The sequence below is a fragment of the Mycobacterium shottsii genome (assembly GCF_010728525.1).
In the GTDB taxonomy this organism is placed as follows: Bacteria; Actinomycetota; Actinomycetes; order Mycobacteriales; family Mycobacteriaceae; genus Mycobacterium; species Mycobacterium marinum.
Map to the genome: position 1 here is coordinate 4,624,792 of NZ_AP022572.1, position 20,982 is coordinate 4,645,773.

Annotated in this window: 14 protein-coding genes and 6 pseudogenes; 12 read left to right on the forward strand and 8 right to left on the reverse strand. The window is 64.4% G+C overall.

What is annotated here, in order from left to right; genetic code table 11:
* Positions 1–4: 4 nt before the first annotated feature.
* On the reverse strand, positions 5–1,939 hold the full coding sequence (locus tag G6N41_RS21365) for an Hsp70 family protein (protein ID WP_198965597.1): 1,935 nt from the start codon (positions 1,937–1,939) through the stop codon (positions 5–7).
* Positions 1,940–2,070: 131 nt separating this feature from the next.
* Positions 2,071–3,156 (reverse strand): annotated as a pseudogene (locus G6N41_RS21370) (NAD(P)H-dependent amine dehydrogenase family protein).
* A 214-nt stretch (positions 3,157–3,370) separates the two neighbouring features.
* On the opposite strand from G6N41_RS21370, the gene G6N41_RS21375 reads away from it, so the two are divergent.
* The 3 genes and pseudogenes from G6N41_RS21375 (at position 3,371) to G6N41_RS21385 (ending at position 6,522) form a co-directional block, all read left to right on the forward strand.
* The gene (locus tag G6N41_RS21375) at positions 3,371–3,709 is read left to right on the forward strand and encodes an MmpS family transport accessory protein (RefSeq protein ID WP_198967960.1); all 339 of its coding nucleotides are present in this window, start codon (positions 3,371–3,373) and stop codon (positions 3,707–3,709) included.
* A 105-nt stretch (positions 3,710–3,814) separates the two neighbouring features.
* A pseudogene (locus G6N41_RS21380) lies at positions 3,815–5,106 on the forward strand (cytochrome P450).
* 42 nt (positions 5,107–5,148) lie between these two features.
* Positions 5,149–6,522, forward strand: a complete 1,374-nt coding sequence (locus G6N41_RS21385; RefSeq protein WP_020730605.1) for a flavin monoamine oxidase family protein — start codon at positions 5,149–5,151, stop codon at positions 6,520–6,522.
* Positions 6,523–6,530: 8 nt separating this feature from the next.
* Here G6N41_RS21385 and G6N41_RS21390 read toward each other — a convergent pair whose 3' ends face one another.
* From G6N41_RS21390 to G6N41_RS21405, 4 genes and pseudogenes are all read right to left on the reverse strand, one after another.
* The gene (locus G6N41_RS21390) at positions 6,531–7,157 is read right to left on the reverse strand and encodes a class I SAM-dependent methyltransferase (protein WP_198965598.1); all 627 of its coding nucleotides are present in this window, start codon (positions 7,155–7,157) and stop codon (positions 6,531–6,533) included.
* 93 nt (positions 7,158–7,250) lie between these two features.
* Positions 7,251–7,532, reverse strand: a complete 282-nt coding sequence (locus tag G6N41_RS21395; RefSeq protein ID WP_231608637.1) for a hypothetical protein — start codon at positions 7,530–7,532, stop codon at positions 7,251–7,253.
* Between the two features lie 41 nt (positions 7,533–7,573).
* A pseudogene (locus G6N41_RS21400) lies at positions 7,574–8,448 on the reverse strand (IS5 family transposase).
* Positions 8,449–8,518: 70 nt separating this feature from the next.
* A complete protein-coding gene (locus G6N41_RS21405) occupies positions 8,519–9,373 on the reverse strand; it encodes a hypothetical protein (protein WP_231608638.1) in 855 nt (284 codons plus the stop codon).
* A gap of 188 nt (positions 9,374–9,561) precedes the next feature.
* Here G6N41_RS21405 and G6N41_RS21410 point away from each other — a divergent pair, with 188 nt between their 5' ends.
* From G6N41_RS21410 to G6N41_RS21420, 4 genes and pseudogenes are all read left to right on the forward strand, one after another.
* Entirely contained in the window at positions 9,562–10,119 is a 558-nt protein-coding gene (locus G6N41_RS21410) for an ester cyclase (RefSeq protein WP_198965599.1), read from the forward strand.
* A gap of 78 nt (positions 10,120–10,197) precedes the next feature.
* A pseudogene (locus G6N41_RS21415) lies at positions 10,198–11,071 on the forward strand (IS5 family transposase).
* Between the two features lie 14 nt (positions 11,072–11,085).
* Positions 11,086–11,232, forward strand: a pseudogene (locus tag G6N41_RS30150) (hypothetical protein); the annotation flags it as partial.
* 264 nt (positions 11,233–11,496) lie between these two features.
* Positions 11,497–12,090, forward strand: coding sequence for a hypothetical protein (locus G6N41_RS21420; protein ID WP_198965600.1), 594 nt, complete (start codon positions 11,497–11,499; stop codon positions 12,088–12,090).
* Between the two features lie 246 nt (positions 12,091–12,336).
* Here G6N41_RS21420 and G6N41_RS21425 read toward each other — a convergent pair whose 3' ends face one another.
* Both G6N41_RS21425 and G6N41_RS21430 read right to left on the reverse strand, forming a co-directional pair.
* The gene (locus G6N41_RS21425) at positions 12,337–13,533 is read right to left on the reverse strand and encodes a serine hydrolase domain-containing protein (protein WP_198965601.1); all 1,197 of its coding nucleotides are present in this window, start codon (positions 13,531–13,533) and stop codon (positions 12,337–12,339) included.
* On the reverse strand, positions 13,530–15,008 hold the full coding sequence (locus tag G6N41_RS21430; RefSeq protein ID WP_407663838.1) for a biotin carboxylase: 1,479 nt from the start codon (positions 15,006–15,008) through the stop codon (positions 13,530–13,532). The genes G6N41_RS21425 and G6N41_RS21430 overlap by 4 nt, the downstream gene beginning before the upstream one ends.
* Before the next feature lie 306 nt (positions 15,009–15,314).
* Between G6N41_RS21430 and G6N41_RS21435 the strand changes: the two genes are divergently transcribed.
* The 5 genes and pseudogenes from G6N41_RS21435 (at position 15,315) to G6N41_RS21455 (ending at position 20,822) form a co-directional block, all read left to right on the forward strand.
* The gene (locus G6N41_RS21435) at positions 15,315–17,168 is read left to right on the forward strand and encodes an AMP-dependent synthetase/ligase (protein ID WP_198965602.1); all 1,854 of its coding nucleotides are present in this window, start codon (positions 15,315–15,317) and stop codon (positions 17,166–17,168) included.
* Between the two features lie 42 nt (positions 17,169–17,210).
* Positions 17,211–17,729, forward strand: a pseudogene (locus G6N41_RS21440) (alpha/beta fold hydrolase); the annotation flags it as partial.
* Between the two features lie 312 nt (positions 17,730–18,041).
* Positions 18,042–19,334, forward strand: a complete 1,293-nt coding sequence (locus G6N41_RS21445; protein ID WP_198965603.1) for a hypothetical protein — start codon at positions 18,042–18,044, stop codon at positions 19,332–19,334.
* Positions 19,335–19,491: 157 nt separating this feature from the next.
* Positions 19,492–20,004: a nitroreductase/quinone reductase family protein gene (locus G6N41_RS21450; RefSeq protein ID WP_020730577.1), complete on the forward strand. Its 513-nt coding sequence runs from the start codon at positions 19,492–19,494 to the stop codon at positions 20,002–20,004.
* Positions 20,005–20,168: 164 nt separating this feature from the next.
* Positions 20,169–20,822, forward strand: a complete 654-nt coding sequence (locus G6N41_RS21455) for a class I SAM-dependent methyltransferase (protein WP_198965604.1) — start codon at positions 20,169–20,171, stop codon at positions 20,820–20,822.
* Positions 20,823–20,982: the final 160 nt, after the last annotated feature.

Below are 20,982 nucleotides of genomic sequence, written 5' to 3' on the forward strand. Positions count from 1 at the left end.
CACCTCATTGACCGTTTGCCGCCTGGGGCGCAATTACTTGTGGCGCAATGACCTGGGGCGCGATGACTTGGCCGAACCCGGGAACTCCCGGCACCTGAGGCACCTGAGGTATCTGCGGCACTTGCGGCACCTGCGGGAAACCGATTCCCGGGATCTGCGGGATGGGCGGAATCTGGGGAATGGGCGGGATCGGCGGCGTGGGCAGTTGCTGTGTCGCGGGCGCCTGCGTGGTGGGCGGCGCCTCGGTGGTGACCGGGGGCTGGGTGGTTGCCGGCGGCGCCTCGGTGGTGGCCGGAGGCTGGGTGGTGACCGGGGCTTGTGTGGTTGAGGGCGGCGGCGCCTCGGTCGACGGCGGCGGGGGCGCCTGCTGTGTCGGCGGCGGCGCCGGCTCTTGGGAGGCAGGTGGCTGGGTGGACGGCGCGGGCGCGGAAGTTCCGGCATCGGTCACCGGTGGCACGGCTGCGGGGGCCGAGGTGGGCGGGGACGTGGTCGCTTCGGGCGAGCGAGTCGCCGGCTGTTCTCCGGAGCTCAGCGCGATCGCGACCGCGGCGCCGACGAGCAGCACCGCAACCACTGTTGCGACGATGATTACTCCGGGCAGGCGGTACCACGGGATCACCACGGACTTGGGCGCCGGCTCCGCCCGGGCATTCTCTTCAAAGGTCAGCTGGGGCCGCGCGGAGGTGTAGCCGGACGCCCCCGAATAATCGTCGCCGACCACCGGCGTCGCCCGGGATTGGTCGTCGGCTTCCGACCATGCCAAAGCGGGCTGCAACGCCGACACCGGCGCGTCGGCCGCCGCGACCGCCCCGACGTCTGGGTCCAGCGGCGCCATCGCGGTCTGTGTCATCGGTGCCGCTGAGGTCAACACCGTCGCACTGGAATCACCCGGTCCCCGGGCAGCCCGCAGCGCCCCGCCGGTCGCGGCTGTCAGCTGCGGGCGGGGTGCGGTAATCACCGGTACGCCGAAGCGCCCCGGCAGCGTTGTGGTGACCGACGGGATATTGGCGCCACCACCGACGGTAACGATGGCGACCAGGTCCGCGGCGGGGACGCCGGCGCGCTGCAGCGTGTGTTCGACAACGCGGGCAAATCCATCGAGCGAATCGCGGATCGTCTCGTCCAAATCGTTCCTGGTGAGCCGAACCTCTCCGCTTACCCCGGGCAGCGCGTCAGACAGCGTGGCCACCGTGCTGAGGGAGAGCTGCTCCTTGGCCTGGCGGCACTCGGCACGCAACCGGTTCGATAAGCCGATCGCCGAGGTCCCCGACGGATCGAAAGAACCCGTCGCCGGCATCTCGGACATGACGTAGGTCAACAGCGACTGATCGATCAGATCGCCGGAGAAATCCGGGTGCCGCACCGTTGCACCCAGGGGCTGATATTCGCCGGAGGCGTCGGCCAGCGTGATGCTGGTACCGCTGCCACCGAAATCGCAGACCGCGACGACGCCGCGGGCCGGGATGCCAGGGTTGGCACGCGCGGCGAACAACGCCGCCGCGGCGTCCGGGATCAGCAGCAGAGGCTGCCCCGCCGGCGACCATTCCGGAACCCGGCCCAATGCGGCGCCCAATGCGTCTACCCCGCTCGTGGTCCAGTGAGCGGGATAGGCGACTGCGGTACTGGCGGGCAGGGTGTGACCGCCGGTGGCCGTATAGGCCAACGCCCGCAACGCATCGGCCACCAATGCCTCGCTGCGATGCACCGACCCGTCGGCCGCGACGATGCCGATCTGGTCCCCGACGCGGTCCACGAAGTCGCTGATCACCAAACCGGACTGGTCCAGCCTCGGGTTCTCCGACGGCAGTCCGATCTCGGGTGGACGCTGTCGGTACAGCGTCAGTACGGGCTTTCGCAGGATGGCGCTATCGGCGGTTACCGCCGCCAGATTGGTGGCACCGATCGACAGACCCAGCGCGGGCCGTGCTCCCTCTGCCATCTAGTAAGTCCCCATGTCCGGCGGCACGCCACCCGCCCAACTCAAATTCTGTCGATAGAACCTATAGCCAATCTCTGCGCCAGCTATGCGCCAGCTGTATAAGAACTTCAACGCCAAGCAATCGACGCAGGTCAACGGATTGTGCCCGCGCCTGGAATCAGCGGCAGGTCGAGCGCGGTGACCCAGCCCGGCGGCAAGTCGTTGACGGCAGGCACCGCATTGAGCGCCCGCATGCCGGTCGCCAGACACCCGGCGGTGGCTGGATCTCGCCCGGAGCCGTCAGTGAACCGGAACGCGGTCTCCTGGAAGATGCTGGGAGTTCCTTCGATATCCACCCGATAGACGTCGTCGTCGTGGCCGGAGGGCCAGTCCGGCGCGGCATCGTGGCCGATGCGGTTGACGTGTTCCAGTTGGATGCGGGTTTCGCCCTGATAGACCCCATTGATGGTGAACCGCACCGCGGCTACGTGGCCCGCTTTGATGAGGCCCTTGGCCGACTTGCGCTCGGTGGGGGTCACCCACTTTTCCCAGGTGGTAGTGATCTCATCGAGCATTATCCCGGCGGCATGAGCGATCATCGGCACGGTGGCGCCCCACGCGAAGATCAGCACGTCGCGGTTTTCCAGCATCGGGCTGAATTCGGGCTCGCGGCCGATGCCCATCTCTTTTTCGTAATCGCCCTCGTAGTTCGTGTAGTCCAGCAGTTCGGAGGCGCGCACACGCCGGACCTCCGAACACAAACCCATCAGGGTCATGGGAAACAAGTCGTTGGCGAATCCCGGGTCGATGCCGGTGGTGAAGCACGACGGCTCCCCCAACGTGCAAGCCTCGGTGATGGGCTGAATCCACTGCGGCGGGTTCAGGTGCATCGTCGGCCAGATCCACGGCGTCATTGCGGTCGAGCAGACGTCGATGCCGGCCCGCAGGAAGCGCGTGATGAGTGAGATGTTGTCCTGCGCGTGCATCGCCGTCGGGCCGTAATGCACCAGCGCGTCGGGCCGCAGCGCGATCAGCGCGTCGACATCGTCGGTGGCGCTGATTCCCTCCGGCTAGGAAAGTCCGCAGATTTCGCCGACGTCGCGCCCCACCTTGTCAGGATTGCTGACACCAACACCCACCAGCTCAAACAATGGATGCTTGACGATTTCGGGAATCACCATCCTGCCCACGAAGCCGGTGCCCCAGACGACCACTCGTTTCCCGCCACTTTGCGACATAAACGGCCACCTCCCTGACTACGTCACACTAAGCGCGATCGGGGGCGACATCTAGCATCAGGGCTCACATTTGGGTCTTCAACGAGTCCGCTCGCAGTTCTCGGGCACCAAACGCACTCGTGCCGGCGGGGCGGGAGCCCAACAAACCACTTACATGCCGTCCTACCTGATGACACTATGGAAAACCATGACCAGTCGATTGGCAGCCAGACCCATGCGCCGTCTCAGCAGACCGGCGATTCTGCTCGCTATCGGTGTCGGCGTCGCAGCCATCTGCGGCGTGGCGAACGCCGACCCGTTCCAGCAGGTCCGCTATGAAGTGAGCGGCCCGGGCGTCGCCGAGTTCGTCTCGTACCAAACCGCCAAGGGCCAGCAGCGAGCGACCAACATCAACCTGCCCTGGTCGTCGGAGTTCACCGCCTTCGGCGGGCAGGTTTTCGTGCTCAGCGCCCAAGGGCAGGGCAGCATTACCTGCAGGATTCTGGTTGACGGCAGCGTGGTGACCGAGCAGACCGGGACCGGAACGCCCGGACACACCGTGTGCACACACTGACCCACCGCATGCGGTGGCTCCGCACCGCCACGTTGTCGCCGCCAGCGGTTTAAGCTCGCCAGTGTCACCCCTTCAACGACGAAGCGGAGACGTAGGAGAAGCACGATGGACCTCAGCACGAACCTCAACACCGGCCTGCTGCCTCGGGTTAACGGGACACCGCCACCGGAAGTCCCACTGGCCGACATCGAACTTGGTTCGCTGGAGTTCTGGGGACGCGATGACGACTTCCGCGACGGCGCTTTCGCGACCTTGCGCCGCGAAGCCCCCATCTCCTTCTGGCCCCCGATCGAACTCGCCGGACTCACTGCGGGCAAGGGGCACTGGGCGCTGACCAAGCACGACGATATCCACTTCGCCAGTCGGCGTCCGGAAATCTTTCATTCCAGTCCCAACATCGTGATCCACGATCAGACACCGGAGCTGGCCGAATACTTCGGCTCGATGATCGTGCTCGACGATCCGCGCCACCAGCGCCTGCGCTCGATTGTCAGCAGGGCGTTCACCCCGAAGGTGGTCGCCCGCATCGAAGCCTCGGTGCGGGAGCGGGCCCACCGGTTGGTCGCAGCCATGATCACGAACCATCCCGACGGGCAAGCCGACCTGGTCAGCGAGCTCGCCGGCCCGCTGCCTTTGCAGATCATCTGCGACATGATGGCGATTCCCGAAGAAGACCACGAGCAGATTTTTCATTGGACGAACGTGATTCTCGGGTTCGGCGACCCCGACCTGACTACCGATTTCGATGAGTTCCTTCAAGTTTCGATGGCCATCGGCGGCTACGCCACCGCGCTTGCCGATGATCGTCGGGTCAACCACCACGGCGATCTGACGACCAGCCTGGTGGAAGCCGAGGTCGACGGCGAGCGGTTGTCCTCGTCGGAGATCGCGATGTTATTCATCCTGCTGGTGGTCGCCGGCAACGAAACCACCCGCAATGCAATCAGCCACGGCATGCTGGCGCTGTCGCGCTACCCCGACGAGCGTGCCAAGTGGTGGTCGGACTTCGACGGTTTGGCCGCGACCGCGGTCGAGGAGATCGTGCGATGGGCTTCTCCGGTGGTCTATATGCGCCGGACGTTGAGCCAGGACGTCGACCTTCGGGCACCAAGATGGCGGCTGGCGACAAGGTCACCCTGTGGTATTGCTCGGCGAATCGCGATGAGGAGAAGTTCGCCGATTCCTGGACGTTCGATGTGACCCGCAACCCCAATCCGCAGGTCGGCTTCGGTGGTGGAGGTGCCCATTTCTGCCTGGGCGCAAACCTGGCCCGCCGTGAAATCAGAGTTGTATTCGACGAATTGCGCCGGCAAATTCCTGACGTCGTTGCGACCGAGGAGCCGGCACGGTTGCTGTCACAGTTCATTCATGGCATCAAACGACTACCAGTCGCGTAGAGCCGTTGACTGCGAAGCCGTTTGCCGGTAGGCCTATTCAGCATGGCCGAGGTCGATGTATGCGTGGTGGGTGCGGGGTTCGCTGGCCTGACCGCCGCGCTTCGGCTGAAGCAGGCCGGTCACTCGGTGGCATTGCTGGAGGCTCGGGACCGGGTTGGCGGCCGAACCTTCACCGTGGTGCGTGAAGACGGGTCGTGGATCGACAAGGGCGGCGCGTGGATCGGCCCCACTCAGGACCGAATCTATGCGCTGATGAAGGAATTCGGAGTCGCGGCGTTCAAGCAGTACACCGACGGCGAAGCCATGATGGTTGTCGATGGCAAGCAGTACCGCTACCAGGGCACGATCCCGCGGACCCTGAGCCCGTTGGCCTCGATGAATCTGGGCACAGCAATATTCGAAATCAGCCAGATGTGCAAGACGATTCCACTCGAGGCACCCTGGGAAGCCAAGCGAGCCGCGAAATGGGACCGAATGACCTTGGCCCAGTGGCTGCGCAACAACGTCAAGTCCAAAGCAGCGCACGACCTCCTGGAAACGGCGATCGCCGGCTGCTACACCTCCGACGCCTCGGAGGTATCGATGCTGTTCGTGCTGTACCAGATGGCCTCGGGCGGTGGGCCCGGCTTCGTGCTGGGCAGCAAGGGCGCCGCACAAGACGCCCGGCCGATCGGTGGCATGGGCGCCGTTTATGGGCCGATGGCCGCCGAGCTGGGCGCGGCGATCCACCTTTCCCAACCGGTCCGATCGATCACCCAGGATTCCGGCGGCGTGACCGTGCAATCCGAGGGGCTAACCGTGCGGGCGAACCGAACGATCGTCGCGGTTCCGCTCGCGATCGCCAGCCAAATCGTTTATGAACCAATGCTTCCCACCGATCGGTCATTTCTGCACCAGCGGATGCCCAGCGGCGCGATTGTCAAGATCTCCGCCGTCTACGACGAGCCGTTCTGGCGCGCCGATGGATTGTGTGGCCAAAGCGCCGCGCCGACATCGCTGGCTACGCTGACCATCGATGCCAGCCCCAATAGTGGGACACCGGGGGTGCTGTGCGTGGTGATCGAGGGGCCGGTCGCCCGGCAATACGAGCGCCTCGACGACGACGGTCGACGTCAGGCGGTGCTCGCCGCCCTGGTGGAACGCTTCGGCGCCAAGGCCGCGAAGCCGATCGACTACTTCGAGCAGAACTGGAGCCGTGAGCGCTACTCCGGCGGTGGGATGCTCAGCCATACTCCCCCGGGCGTGCTCACCCAGTTCGGTCATGCGCTGCGCAGGCCGTGCGGCCGGATTCACTGGGCAGGCACCGAGACCTCGGCCAAGATGTGCGGCTGGATCGATGGCGCCATTCGCTCGGGCGAGCGCGCGGCCAGCGAAGTAATGGCGAACCAGACGATGACCATGGCCACCGACTCATGACCTGGCGATCACCGCTGAGCCGATTCGGCAAGCTCGTACACGAATAGCTCGCGCGGGTACGCGCTGAGCCATTCGGGTGGCTGCCCAGCCTGCAGAACGCAGGATGAATTGTCGCCCAACCAATTTAGTGCCGATCGGTAGGAGCCTATGGTTGCCGGGCGAAATGGGTAGCGGTAGTAGCGGGCGAACGCCTGGACATGGAGGAACAGAATGCCTTTGCCCAGCCGTCCGTCCGGCATGTCTTCGAACACGATGATGCTGCGGCGCGCAACTCGGTAACACTGTTTGATCAGCGCCACCGGGTCATGGCTGTGATGCAGCACTTCACTGAGAACAACATGGTCAAATGCTCTGTCCGGAAAAGGAATTGACGTGCGATTGAACTCGCGGAACGGAATCTCGGTACGACGAGCGTCCTTGACGTCTATGCCACTCGGGGATATCCCGTACATCTGCTGCAAGTACGCAGACAGATAACCCGTCCCGCACCCGACATCGAGAACGCTATCGCCCTTGCCGAGGTGGCCGCCAAGCGCGTGAGCCTGTTGACGAAGTCGCTCTGCCGGCCGCAGCACCTCGCGCATGTCGTTGAACTTTGCGCTCAACTTCTCGGAAAATGGCTGCACGGCACTCATTTTGCCGTGACCATATCAGAGAATCGGCGTCTGGCGGCCGAACGGACACGACGTGCCCGATGACCACAGAACGCGAAGCCGCGATCTGGGTGGTCACGGCTGGCGCAGCTCTCGATGCAGGTTCCGGTAGATCGTCTGGGCCGCGCGCAACTGGGGGTGCAGCCAGGCCGGAAATCCTTCGATCGGCAGCGGCTGACGATTGCCTGGCGCGATGTATGACCTCGCCCTCGCCTCGCGGAACAACACGTCATGCAGTTGCGGACAGCGCGTGTCGTAGCCTGAGCGCGCGATCGGGGGCGAGGCGCTGGGATCGCGCGGGGACAACCCGAGGAACGCGGCGAGCGCGCCGAGCCGGGCAGGCGGATCGGCCTGCACCGCAGCGAAATCGACAAGCGCAACCCCTTAGGTCCTGTCTGCTAATTGCGGACGCGGTGGTAGGTGATGATGGCGGCCAGGGTGACACCGCTGAGGTAGGTCAGGGCGTATTTGTCGTAGCAGGTGGCGACCGCGCGCCAGTGTTTGAGCCGGTTGAAGCTTCGCTCGACGGTGTTACGGTGCTTGTAGATTCGGCCTGAGAACCCCGGAGGCCGTCCTCTGTTGCGGCCTTTGGCTTTGCGGCGGGTGATCTGGTCGCTGCGCTCGGGGATGGTATGGGCGATCTTGAGCCGGCGCAGCTGTGCCCGCGTCGAGTCATAGGAGTACGCCTTGTCCGCCAGCAGGTGAAACGGGGCGTATGAGTTGCTGCACCGGGCGGCCAGCAATGGCCAAAGCATCGGATTATCACCGGCTTGACCGGCCGACAGTGCCAGGGTGACCGGACTGCACAGCTGGTCGGTCAAGGCGTGGATCTTGGTAGTCAGCCCGCCGCGGGAACGCCCAATGGCGTGGTCATCGGGCTCATCGAGATATTTCTTGTAATTCGACAGATCCCCCCTGTGCGGCGCCCGGGGCGCGCTCCGGCTGCGTGTTGGTGGGCGCGCACACTGGTCGAATCGACCGACAACAGTGCGCCCAGGTCGGCGTCCTCGGCGTCGAGGTCAGAGGCGATCGCCGCGAAGATCCGCGCGTAGATGCCATCGACCGACCAGCGTAGATGCCTCTCGGCCACCGATTGCCAGGGACCGAAGTGCTCGGGCAGGTCACACCACGGAGATCCCGTACGGTAACGCCAGATAATGCCCTCCAGAGTACGTCGATGATCGTTCCACGGCCGGCCACGCCGCCGCCCCGCAGGCAACACCGCCACGATCAGCGACCACAAATCATCAGAAATCGCATGCGTCCGCATCACCCAAACAGCATCAGCCAAAACACCATTCACATTAAGCAGACACGCCCTAGGCGCCGGCCGGGGTGTTGTCTTACAGATCCCACAGCGCAGACCAGGCGAAGTGGCGATCGTTGAACGGGCGCACCAGCGGTTCAGGCAGTGTGCTCAGAGCGCAGGGCGGGGTGCCCAGGTATGGCTCGAAGTCACCGACATCTCCCAGCCTGTGCTGTCGCGCCTCGTTGGCCCAGACTTCGCGTTGCAGGCTGGGCATGCCGAACAAGGCGCTCTTGTGCCAATGGGCACGCAAACGGCCTTCATCGAATCCGCTGAAGTCGCGTTCCTCGCGCAGCCGTGCCAGGAAGTCCGCCCAGCAGGTCAGCGGGGCGGGCGGGCAGGTCGCCCGCCCCGCTGGGCTGAGCCACAGCCGGGGCCTGGCCTCGGAACCTCCCGACAACAGGTCCGCCAGCCCGAGTGTCATCAGGATCAGCGACTCCAAGGCCAGCGCCGGCTGGCGCACCAACACCAAAGTCTTGTCGATGATCGCGCGCCAAGCCCGCCACTCCCGATCGGGCCCGATATGTTGCGCGGTCTCCTTGATCAGCACGACAGCCGGCCGGGACGCCGGGCGCGGACCAACCGCAGCAACCGCATCGGCGATCAGCCCGAAAGTCTCGACGACCCGAGCATCGGACCGCAGATGGTATTGGCCCGCCGGCTCGGTCACCACCGCATCAACCTGACCGTGTCGCGCCAGGGCATTGGCAAGCGCCGTCGAACCGGTCCGTGGCGGCGACAGGAGCAGCACCAGCCGCAGCCGGCCGGTCGCCACACGTTGGAGTAGGTAGTCGTAGCTGGGCAGTCCGGCGATATCCATCCTGACTACCGGGGGTGGTGTCGGCGAGTTGTGGGAAATCCCCGGCTGCAATCCATAGTCGATGGATACCATATAGGGGTATATGGTACAAGCGCGGCAGGTATGGACTCCGGAACAAGATGTCATCAGGCCGCCGATCAGTGACACGTCAACGGGCACAGGCGTTTCTGAGCTTGATGGCGCTGGCGTGACCAGGTCCGCCCGGGCCGGCCAACAAAAGTATCTGGCCGGTCGATGAGCTCGGAGCCTCATCGTCAAGCATGCCCATTTCCGCGTTTCCCGCTCCCGAGGTGCTGGCGGCCCGCCAGAAGCTGGTGCTCGACCATTTCCACGATGAGGTCCGTCAGGACTGGGACGACGTGCTGTCCACCTTTCCGCACCCGCGCTACGAGCTGATCCCGCAGATGACCGTCCACGACGGAGACCAGGCGGTACGCGGCTACTACCACTACACCCGAACGGCGTTCCCGGACCAGGACCACGAGATCATCGCCTTACGACACAGTGCCGACGCGGTGATCGTCGAGGTCTGGCTGATGGGCACCCACCGCGGCTACCTCGGCAAGATTCCGCCCACCGGAAGCCGGTTCCGGGTCCGGATGACCGCCTATTTCGTTTTCGACGAGGCGGAAACCCTTGTCTGCGAACGCATCTATTTCGACACTCTGACCATGATCAAACAGTTGCTGGGCGGGCTGGCCATGCGGCGGCCGTCGAACTGGCTGCTGGCTGCGCGTTGTGTCCGGGGCCTGCTGTCCATGTCATCGGGGGAACCGGATCGGGCGCTGACCAACACCACCGAGCCGACGTTTGCGTGACTACGCTTCCCCGTGGCAGTGCGAATGCCTAGGGCGTGTCTGCTTAATGTGAATGGTGTTTTGGCTGATGCTGTTTGGGTGATGCGGACGCATGCGATTTCTGATGATTTGTGGTCGCTGATCGTGGCGGTGTTGCCTGCGGGGCGGCGGCGTGGCCGGCCGTGGAACGATCATCGACGTACTCTGGAGGGCATTATCTGGCGTTACCGTACGTGATCTCCGTGGTGTGACCTGCCCGAGCACTTCGGTCCCTGGCAATCGGTGGCCGAGAGGCATCTACGCTGGTCGGTCGATGGCATCTACGCGCGGATCTTCGCGGCGATCGCCTCTGACCTCGACGCCGAGGACGCCGACCTGGGCGCACTGTTGTCGGTCGATTCGACCAGTGTGCGCGCCCACCAACACGCAGCCGGAGCGCGCCCCGGGCGCCGCACAGGGGGATCTGTCGAATTACAAGAAATATCTCGATGAGCCCGATGACCACGCCATTGGGCGTTCCCGCGGCGGGCTGACTACCAAGATCCACGCCTTGACCGACCAGCTGTGCAGTCCGGTCACCCTGGCACTGTCGGCCGGTCAAGCCGGTGATAATCCGATGCTTTGGCCATTGCTGGCCGCCCGGTGCAGCAACTCATACGCCCCGTTTCACCTGCTGGCGGACAAGGCGTACTCCTATGACTCGACGCGGGCACAGCTGCGCCGGCTCAAGATCGCCCATACCATCCCCGAGCGCAGCGACCAGATCACCCGCCGCAAAGCCAAAGGCCGCAACAGAGGACGGCCTCCGGGGTTCTCAGGCCGAATCTACAAGCACCGTAACACCGTCGAGCGAAGCTTCAACCGGCTCAAACACTGGCGCGCGGTCGCCACCTGCTACGACAAATACGCCCTGACCTACCTCGGCGGTGCCACCCTGGCCGCCATCATCACCTACCACCGCGTCCGCAATTAGCAGACAGGACCTAGGCCGTCCAGGACGCTCGCAACGCCGGTTTCACTGCCGGAGAAGACCTCTCGGTCGCCGACACCCGAACCAGCCGCACCACCGCGGAACAGGTAGCTCGCCATGCCCAAGCCCAAGCGTTCGCGACCGACATCCGCCAACACACAACACACCGCCAACCTTCCCGGTCTTCCGCCGGGTCTTATTTCAAACACCCCAACGAAGTCGGGACAAGGATGGCTATATCCGATCACTCTAAATCAACGTGTCATATCAATCCGAGTCATGGAACCGAACGCGCAACACCCTAACGGATATTTAAACTATCTCAACAAAATGGGCCAAGAAGTTGATCCGTTCACCGGAAGGACCGTGTCAGCCACAACCCCATTTGCGCACATACCGTTGCCAAATTAATGATAGAATCTCACTACATGAGACCTGATTCAATCAGTGAACTCTATGAGCTCACACCGGATGTCAGATTGCTGAAATCCGGGCGGCCCAACCCATTAATTGATCGAGGCGCCCTCAACGAAGCCGAATTTATTGACATGCGACTTTCCCCGCAGCGCTCACGAGTCGGCGTCATCTTCGATATTCGGTGGTGCGATTTCACAAATTCGAACGCCGCCCTCCTCGTCTTGACGTGCGTCGGGAGGGTCGCTTGGTCAAACGACGCCAGTCGGCAGCATCCGTGGTACTCGACACGAGGCTATTGGATACCGGAAACCATCCCGGGGGCCGCGGCCCGCGGCGATGAGTTGTGGGCGAAAGACGCGAGTGGACCTGAAACCGCTGCTCGTATGACGGCGATGCCCCCAGTCGAAAACCAGGCGGAGTACATTTTGAAATTCGACTGGCTGTCCATCTCCGGATTAACCGCTCGAATCTACATTGGACACATCGATGGGCTAGGTGATGCGCCACCGGACATGACGGACTCGTCTGACGCTGAAATAATCGCGGGATTTCCTCAATGGTCGTCGACGATGGAAGTCCATGAGTATTACACCTATACCCCCTAATAGAGCACCGCCGAGAGCGACCAGCCCGGCCATGGCCTTCGAATCGAGCGCCCGGAACAATTATATCATGTGAAGAAACAGGCGCCCGACGTAATTAATATTCCTGGATACGCGTTTGTGAACCGAAACTCGAATATCGTATATGCGGCGAACGATCCACCGCCGACCGATAGATGAAAAAGGATGCGTCAACCAGGTGAGGACGCTTCAGCACCCAGATGAGCGTTGGTCAGCGAAAACCACCGCCTAACTGGTGATTCCACCCAATTCCCGTGCCACCGCGTCGAATGCACGCAGCGTGTTCGCCTGTTGCTGCGGGTCGTCCTGAGAGGCCGGCCGGCTGGACAGCTTGGCGCCGACCACCTGCGCGGCGCGGTTGATGTAGATCAACTGGCCACACATGCCCACGCACAACGCGACGTTGCTGCCCGGGTAGGGAAACCACACTTGGTTGCGGTACATCCCGCCCGGCTTTTTGGTGTCGTCGGGGCTGGCAGCAAATGCCTGACGCGAATCGGTACCGCCGTCGAGCGTGTCGGCGATCCACGCCGCCGGCACCACCTGCTGGCCGGTCAACGAGACACCGTCGCGCAAGAACAGCGACCCGAACCGGATCATGTCGGTAAGACAGGCGTTGATGCCGCCGTCGAATATCCCGGTGCCGGCCGGGCCGGCCGTGTCTAGCGCGATGCTGGCGTCGCATTGGGCGCCGATGCGACTCCACAGCAGATGCGACATCAGTTCGGGCATCGGCTGGCCGCCGGCGACCTCGCAGATCCAGCCGAGTACATCGGTTTCACACGAGCGATATTCGAAGGGGCCGCCGTGGGCCGACTTCTGCCGCAAGGTGAGCAGGTAGTCGCGCAATGTGGCGGGGACATCCGGATTGCGCTTGGGCGCCCACCCGATCACCTGCTCGCGCACGTGTATTTCGGCGGCCGGGTCGTCGTAGTTCTCCGAGAAGCCAACACCTGATCTCATGTCCAGCAGGTGGCGCACCGTCGCACCCGCATAGCCGCAGTTCGCCAAGGCGGGAACGTATGTCGTGACCGGCGCGTCAACGTCGATCGCACCGGCCCCAGACAGCGCGCCGACCACCGCCGCCACCAACGATTTGCTCACCGAGAACAGCAGGTGCCGCGTCTGGGGCCGCAATCCATCGAGGTACTCCTCGGCCACCAGCGCACCGCGGTGAGCCACCGCCCACCCGTCGGTGACGGTGCCGGCCATCACCGCACCAACGGTGGTCGGCGCCCCCTCGGTGTCGGTCAACTCGATGTCGGCGACCGGAGCACCGGCCGCGGGCAACGCCACGGCAGGGTTGGTCCCGCGCGAGATCAGCGCGGTCGGCATGAAGTCCTCGACATGCTGGAACGCCCAGTGCGAATACGGTGACGAGAGCCAATTGCCCAGCGAAAGACCGGCCGGGACGCCGCCGCTCACGCGCGTGCGACGAGCCGCGAGACGATCGGCGCGGCCGGCGTCAGGGGTGTCGAGGCAAAGTGCGCCTTGAGGCCCTTGACCCAGCGCTGGCAGCGCTCAGTGAGCTGGTAGTCGTCGGTCTGCAGATGCCCGCGGGTGACAAGCACACCGAGTTGGGCTCCCTCGCAACGTAAGTCGCCAGGTGCGGCGACCCGCATGTAGAACGCCTCGGACTCGTCGAGCAGCGTGGCCCAGTCGTTGCCCTGACGAGCGAAGGAGACGCTGCCATCGTGGCGCAGGCGCCACACCCCGGTGCGTGGGGTTGAGGTGAACAGCTCGAGCTCCGGCGAGGTCTCCGACATGATGAGCTGACCCCAGACCTCGTCCTCGCCGTAGCCGCGTTCCCAGCGCGTGTTGATCTCCTCGATGTCGAGCTCGTATTCCACGTCCATGTATTCGAGCAGGTGGAACAGGAACAGCGGCATATCGGCGTAGGCCTCGGTGGTCAGGTTCGTCATCGGGCTGGCCCCGCTCAGGCGTGGGTTCACCTCGCCGAGGTAGAGCTCGTTTGCGTCCAGATCGTGCAACAGGTCAACCTCGAAGTAGCCGCGGTAGCCCTCGCGGCTCAGGACATCGCCCAGCTTTCGAACCATCCCGCGCGCGGCGCGCGTCTGGGCGGGCGGCAGCACCTCACGCCAGACGTCATTGCCGCACCAGGCCCCTTTGGACGGAGTCAGCTCCGGGTAACCGACCAGACTCGTCATCGCGGGGCCGATCACGGTGCCGTGGCGGGTCACGGTCCCCTCGATACACACCTCGACATTGCGGATGCGCTTCATGACCTTGATTTCCGGCTGCTCCACCAGGTCAGCGGCGCACTGGTCCCAGTCACGCTCACCGCGCACGAAGAACGTCGCACTGCCGGCGTTGCCATATGCGGCCTCGATGACCAGGTCATCTCCCAGCCCGGCGTCATGCGCCAGCGTCGATAACTCCTCGTAGGAGCCGGCCCGCCCGATCACGTGCGGCACGCTCGGCACGCCCGCCTCGTTGGCCAGGCGAGTCATGACGATCTTGGAGCCGAGCCGGTGGCGCAGCTCCGCCGGGGGATGAATGACCTCGAGCCCCGCCTGGCGCGCCAGGGCCTGGGTCTCTCCGTCCAGCATCACAAAGCAGGCCTTGCCGCCGGGCCCCCGGCGCGCGATGAACTCGAGCGTCTCGGGATCACGCAGCAGGTGGTTGCACACATCCCCCATGCCGTCGAAATCCCTGCGGTCACGCCGCCGCGGCACGAACACGCGCGAATGCGCGCCCTCGAAAGAGTCAAAGTAGTTGAGGTAGAAGAAGTTTCGCACCCATCGGTCGATGCCTAGCAGGTTGAACGGCGTCGGCGAGATGAAGTAGAGCGGCAGCTTGTTGTTGTGGAAGAACGCGCGGACGTCCGAAAGACCGTTCAGCACACGGGGCGGCTTGGGCTCGGGATTACCTGCGGTCACGATCGCACCAGCCGCGGTGTCGTCGAGCCTCGAGCCCGGCGCGGGGGCGGCGGCGGTAGGGACGGTGCGGTCAGCGCGACGGCGGTGAATTCGCATACCTCCATTGGTCCAGTGTGGACCCGAAGGTGGTCGTATCGAAATGTGGGGTGCCTGAACGTCCGCCGAGCAACGGGTACATTCTCGTCTAACCAGTCCACCCGGCATCACTGGCAAATTCAAGATCTGCGATGCGATGAGGCCGATCGACCCTATCCCGGGCGCACGATCGAGCATGATCCTCAGAGAGATAGTCGAAGGAGCGGATCAATGAGCAAAGGCGATCTCGCGGTGATTCGCCACCCCAGCGGAGTATCGGTGTCCACCCTGCCCCAGGCTTTTCAGCAGACCGCGGCCGTAGCCCCGGACTCGGTGGCCATCCGCACGGTCGGAAACCAAGCCGTCCTCACCTGGCGCCAGTACGCCGATCGGGTGCGAAGGATCGCTGCCGGGCTGGCCGCTCTCGGGGTCGAACGCGGCCACACGGTGGGGATCATGCTGCGCAACCGTCCGGAGTCCCACTTGGTCGACACCGCGGTCCTGCATCTGGGCGCGATCCCGTTCTCGATCTACAACACCTCGGCTCCCGACCAGATCAAGTACCTGTTCAGCAACGCTGAGAACAAGGTCGTCTTCACCGAGAAGGACTTTCTGCCGGCCATCAATGCGGCCGTCGCCGACCTTGCTCACGTGATCGTGATCGACGCCGACGCCGACGCCGACGCCGACGCCGGTATGAGCCTCGAACAGCTCGAATCCAGCGGGGCCAAAACCGATTTCAACTTCGATGCGACGTGGGAGTCCGTCCGGCCCGATGACATCGCCACCCTCATCTACACCTCGGGTACCACCGGCCCGCCCAAGGGCGTCGAGCTCACCCACGCCAATGTGATCGCCGAATTCTCCGCGATCGTCGAACTTCTTGGCATGCAGCCGACAGATCGGATCACCTCCTACCTGCCGCATGCACACGTCGCCGACCGCGTGACCGCGCACTACGCCAACATGGTCTTCGGAGTGCAGGTAACCGATGTCGCCGACGTCAAAGCGATCGCCGAGGCGTTACCGGACGCCCGCCCCACGTTATGGCTGGGGGTGCCCCGAGTCTGGCACAAGATCCAAGCTGGGATCGAAACCAAACTTGCCGAGGCCGGCGGAGCCAGGAAGCGGCTGGCCTATTGGGCCATCGACACCTGCATCCGCGCTGCCCGTCAGACCTTGTCCGCCAAGTCCATCTCCCCGGCACTGGCCATCAGCCACAAGATCGCCGACCGCCTCGTGCTGGCCAAGGTGCGCGAGGCGCTCGGCCTCGATCAACTGCGTTGGGGCGTCACCGGCGCCGCTGCCATGCCGATCGAAACACTGGAATTCTTTTGGGGCCTAGGCATTCCCGTCTACGAAGTATGGGGAGAATCGGAATGTGTGGGTGGCGCGACCTCCAATCGACGCGACGCCATCAAGCTCGGTTCGGTAGGTAAACCGCTGCGCGGCGTCGAGGTCAAGGTGGCCGGTGACGGCGAACTGCTGATCCGCGGACCGATCGTGATGCGCGGCTACCGGCACCAGCCAGAGAGGACCGCCGAGGCAATCGACGCCGACGGCTGGTTGTACACCGGCGACATCGGCACCATCGATGCCCAAGGATTCGTCACCATCGTCGACCGCAAGAAGGAGTTGCTCGTCAACGAATCCGGAAAGAATCTCTCCCCCAGCAACATCGAGAGGGCGATCCAGGCCGATTGCCCCTTGATCGACCAGGTGGTCGCGTTCGGTGACGCACGTCCCTACGTGACCGCACTCGTTGTCCTCGATCGTGACACCGCCGCGGCGCAGGCCGCCGCCTTGGGCATGGCCGATCCGTCGGCGGCCGCGTTCGCCCAGAGCCGCCAGGCACGCGAAATGCTTACCACCGCGGTCCGCGAGGGAAACTCCAAGCTCTCCCGGGTGGAACAGATCAAGCGGTTCATCATCATCGGCACCGCGTGGGATCCGGGCGGAGACGAACTTACCCCGACGATGAAACTCAAACGCAAACCCATCGCGCAGAAGTATTCGACCGAGATCGACAAGCTCTACGCCGCAACGCCCGGACCGGAGATCGTCGACCTATCCAAACCCGACTGACTCGCGCACTCACATGTCATCGCACTTGGTCGCAGCTTCTCGATGAAGCTGAGCAACCCACTGCGGCATCCCTTTTTCGTACCGCGCGTCGAGAAGCCCCGCGCGGAGGGCCGTTTCTACCTGCCCGATGGGCGCCGGCTTGGCTTCGCCGAGTTCGGTGACCCCGCGGGCGCGGTGGTGCTGTGGTTCCACGGCACGCCCGGCGCGCGACGCCAGTTCCCGCTGCTGGGCCGGCGTGCCGCCGAAGAATTTGGTTTGCGCGTAGTCGTCGTGGAGCGCCCCGGCTCGGGTCTCTCCGACTGTCACGCCTACACCGCGATGGCCGACTGGGCCACCGACATGACTGCGGTGGCCAACGCGCTGGGCGCCGAGCGGCTTGCTGTCGTCGGCCTGTCTGGCGGCGGCCCCTATGCCCTGGCCTGCGGCGCGGTAGCGCCCCTGGCGTCTCGCGTGGCCACCGTGGCGGTGTTGGGCGGAATAGTCCCGTCGGTCGGCCCCGACGCCACCGCCGACGCGGTCACCGATCTTGCCCGCCGCTTCACCCCCATCCTGGCGGCGCTGGCCGCCGCCGACGAGGTCCTCCAGTTTGTGCGCTCATCGCTTTGAGCTGCAACGACTTTGTCGACTCTGCCCCGCGGCTTTGATCCAGCCCACGTGGCGCGAGCGAAATCGCCGCCCACCGTGGTATTCGCATGTTCACGTGGGTTGGTGCCGCCGCAATTCACCCGTTGTTTGCATTCGGGCGCCATGCTCAGTCACTGAGATGGCCCCTTGCCGCGCCCGGTAGCGACAAATGCCTGCGAACTCTCACGCCGGCTGCATACACTGCCGAGAGATTATTAGGGTCCCCTTAGCAGATATAAGGTGTCCGGCGTGCCAACGAGGACCGATGACCCGCAGATCGTGGTGTCGTTCCAGGACGACAGCCTGCTGATTGGCGGTGATCCTGCCGCTGTCGAGTCCTATCTGTCGCGGTTACGTGCGATCGCCGGGCAGACCATGCGGGTCGCGGGAATCCACGGCGCCCCGCTGGCCCGCGCGGCGGGCAAGCTCGCCGGGGTGACCGCGGTGTTCACCAATTGCGACAAATACGTTCAGTTGCATCCCGACAGCCTGAGCGCGTTGCGGATCGACAACCTCGTTCCCAGCTCGGCGGGCTTCTATTGGATGACGGCACCGGCTGAGGCCGGCCAGTTCCTGGCGCAGTTGCAGTCGCGGCCGGCGGGGCTCGGCCCGGAAGCCATGGTTTCGGCGCAGATGATCGCGGTGCAGATGGCGTTGAAGTCCGCGATTGCTCAGGTCGAAGACGCGGTCCGTCGGGTAGAAGACAAGGTCGAAGCGGTGCTCGAAGTCGCCAGAGCACAACGTGCCGGCGACGTTCTGGGTAACAGCCTGACCATTTCGCGGATGGTTGAGTCGCTGGAGAAGTACGGGTCGCTGCCCGATGCCTACTGGGATTCGGTGGCAGCTCTGGGCCCCGCGCTCAATGTCACAGCCGAACAACTGCGCGACCACGTTAGGCGCGCGCTGGCGTGTTTCGCTGACGACCTGCCCGTGCAGCAGCGCGCGGCAAAGCTGCGCAACGCCGTCGACGACAACCGGCTTGGTTATGCGTTGAGCCTGTTGGTGATCGCCGAGGAGTCGCTGCACAAGTGGCAGCGTCTGAGCCTGGCCCGAATCGAGTCGACGCAACCACAGCAGTTGCTACGAGCGATCGACGAAGCCCGCGAGCTCGTCGACCATCATCTGCGCGAGGATGTCCGCATCTATCAGGACGCCAAGGAGATTATGGACCGGTTCGCGAAGCTAGAGGCGATCGACGGCTTCCGTTTCCTGGCGGTGCGGGAGCTGGCCAAACAGCGCCTAGCCCTGCGCGACGAGCTCGACAGTTTCGCGAGAGCCCGCCACCAACAGGCCGCGATGTGGGAGGACTTCCACGTTCCGAGTGTGCTCGATGCGGCATTTGCCACCATCGAAGTCGCGGCGGGCACCACCAACCGGGCCCTGGTGGCCGTCGGTCGGGGGCTCGTCGGCCTGGGTACTCAGCTGACCGAGCCGCTACGGGGCAACAGACGCGGCGAGCAGGGACCAGTCATACAGCGCGACAAAGACGCTGAATCCGCGATAGACGGCGCCGGTCTGCAGGAATCCGATCCGGCCTGCTGAGCAGGCGGCGCCGGTAGCCGACACCACTTTCTGTGGGACGAATGGCTCCCCGGAAATGGGCCCAAAGACCCGTTCGGCCGGTTTCGCCACGCGATAGCGTGATCGGTTTACGGCCAACAGAATCCGGTTGCCGGTGCCGGCTGAGCGGGAGCGTGCGGTGAGGCAGGACACGACAAGCACATCACCCGTTCGGCGGGCCGCGATCCAGGTGCTGGCCGGCGCGGGGCTGCTACTGGTTGTGCTCGAGGGGTTCTTGATCGTCTCCTTTCGGTTACGTCTGCGCCCAGCGATCAACGCAATCCGGCGCTTCAACAGGGCCGTGCTCAACCCGGCCATGTTGACGATGGCAGGGTCCGCACACTGGTATGCCTCGGTGATCCATCATCAGGGCCGCACAACGGGGCGGACCTACGCGACGCCCGTCGTCGCGGAGCGTGTTGGTGACCAGTTCTACATCCCGCTCCCCTACGGCCGGACGGACTGGTGCGCCAATGTCACGGCGGCCGGCGAGTGCACCGTCGAGCACAAGGGCCGGCGCTACCGCACCACAGCGCCGGCGGTCATCGGGTTCGCGGTCGCGGCCCCGTTCATCTCGGCGCGGTCACGCCGAACGTTCCGCCTCTACAAGGTGCGTTCCTTTCTTCGCCTCGACATCACCGACAAGGCGTGAGCCACCGGGAAAGTTTCTCCAGTGTGGTCAGCCTGATCGCAAGCCTGCGAACATCTCGTTGTGGGCCTGTGGTCAGATTAGTGTGGGGTGAGGCGCTCTCGCCGGTGCCGCCGCGGTGCCGCGAGGGCAATGCAGTAATGCTGCGCTGAGCACTGGGGAACGCGATGAACCAGCAGGATTCGCCGAGTACTTGCTACCGCGCGGAGCCCGTTGACGCCCAGGCATTTACCGCGCACTTCGATCGCCTGTACACGCGACTGGCCCGCCCCTACGACCTCGCGGTCAAGCTGCTGCCCGTGTGGCGGCATTGGATCAGTGCAGCGCTCCCGCACATCCGCGGCCCGCGCGTCCTGGAGGTCTCTTTCGGCACTGGTTGGCTGCTCACCCGCTATGCGAACAACTTTGACACCTACGGGGTGGACCTCAATCGCCGCATGGTCGCAATCGCGCGGCGCAATCTGCGCCGCGCGGGTGTGAGCGCCGACTTGTCCCAGGCAAACGTCGAGGCACTGCCCTATCCGGACGGCCAGTTCGACACCGTCGTCAACACCATGTCCTTCAGTGGTTATCCCAACGGTGCACGGGCGATGACCCAACTGCATCGTGTGCTGCGCCGACAAGGCCGGCTGGTCTTGATCGACGTTGGCTATCCCCAAGACGGCAATCGCCTGGGAACTGCGCTGGCCGGTATGTGGCAACGGGCCGGTGACGTGATTCGTGACATGCCAACGCTGTTGGATGACCTCGGCTTCGAGGTCCAGCACGAGCAGATCGGCGGTTTCGGCAGCGTCCATCTCTACCCTGCGACAAAACTATGACGACGCCACCGCTCACGTCATCGCCGGTCCGGACCAGCCACGCCGGTAAAGTTCGGCAGGTGAACGCGCCGTCGGTGCTAGAGGCGACACTGCTGGCCGCTTGCGCGCAGCTCCGCGACGAGCCGTCGTCGACATCAACGGGAAAGAACCGGTCGGGTAT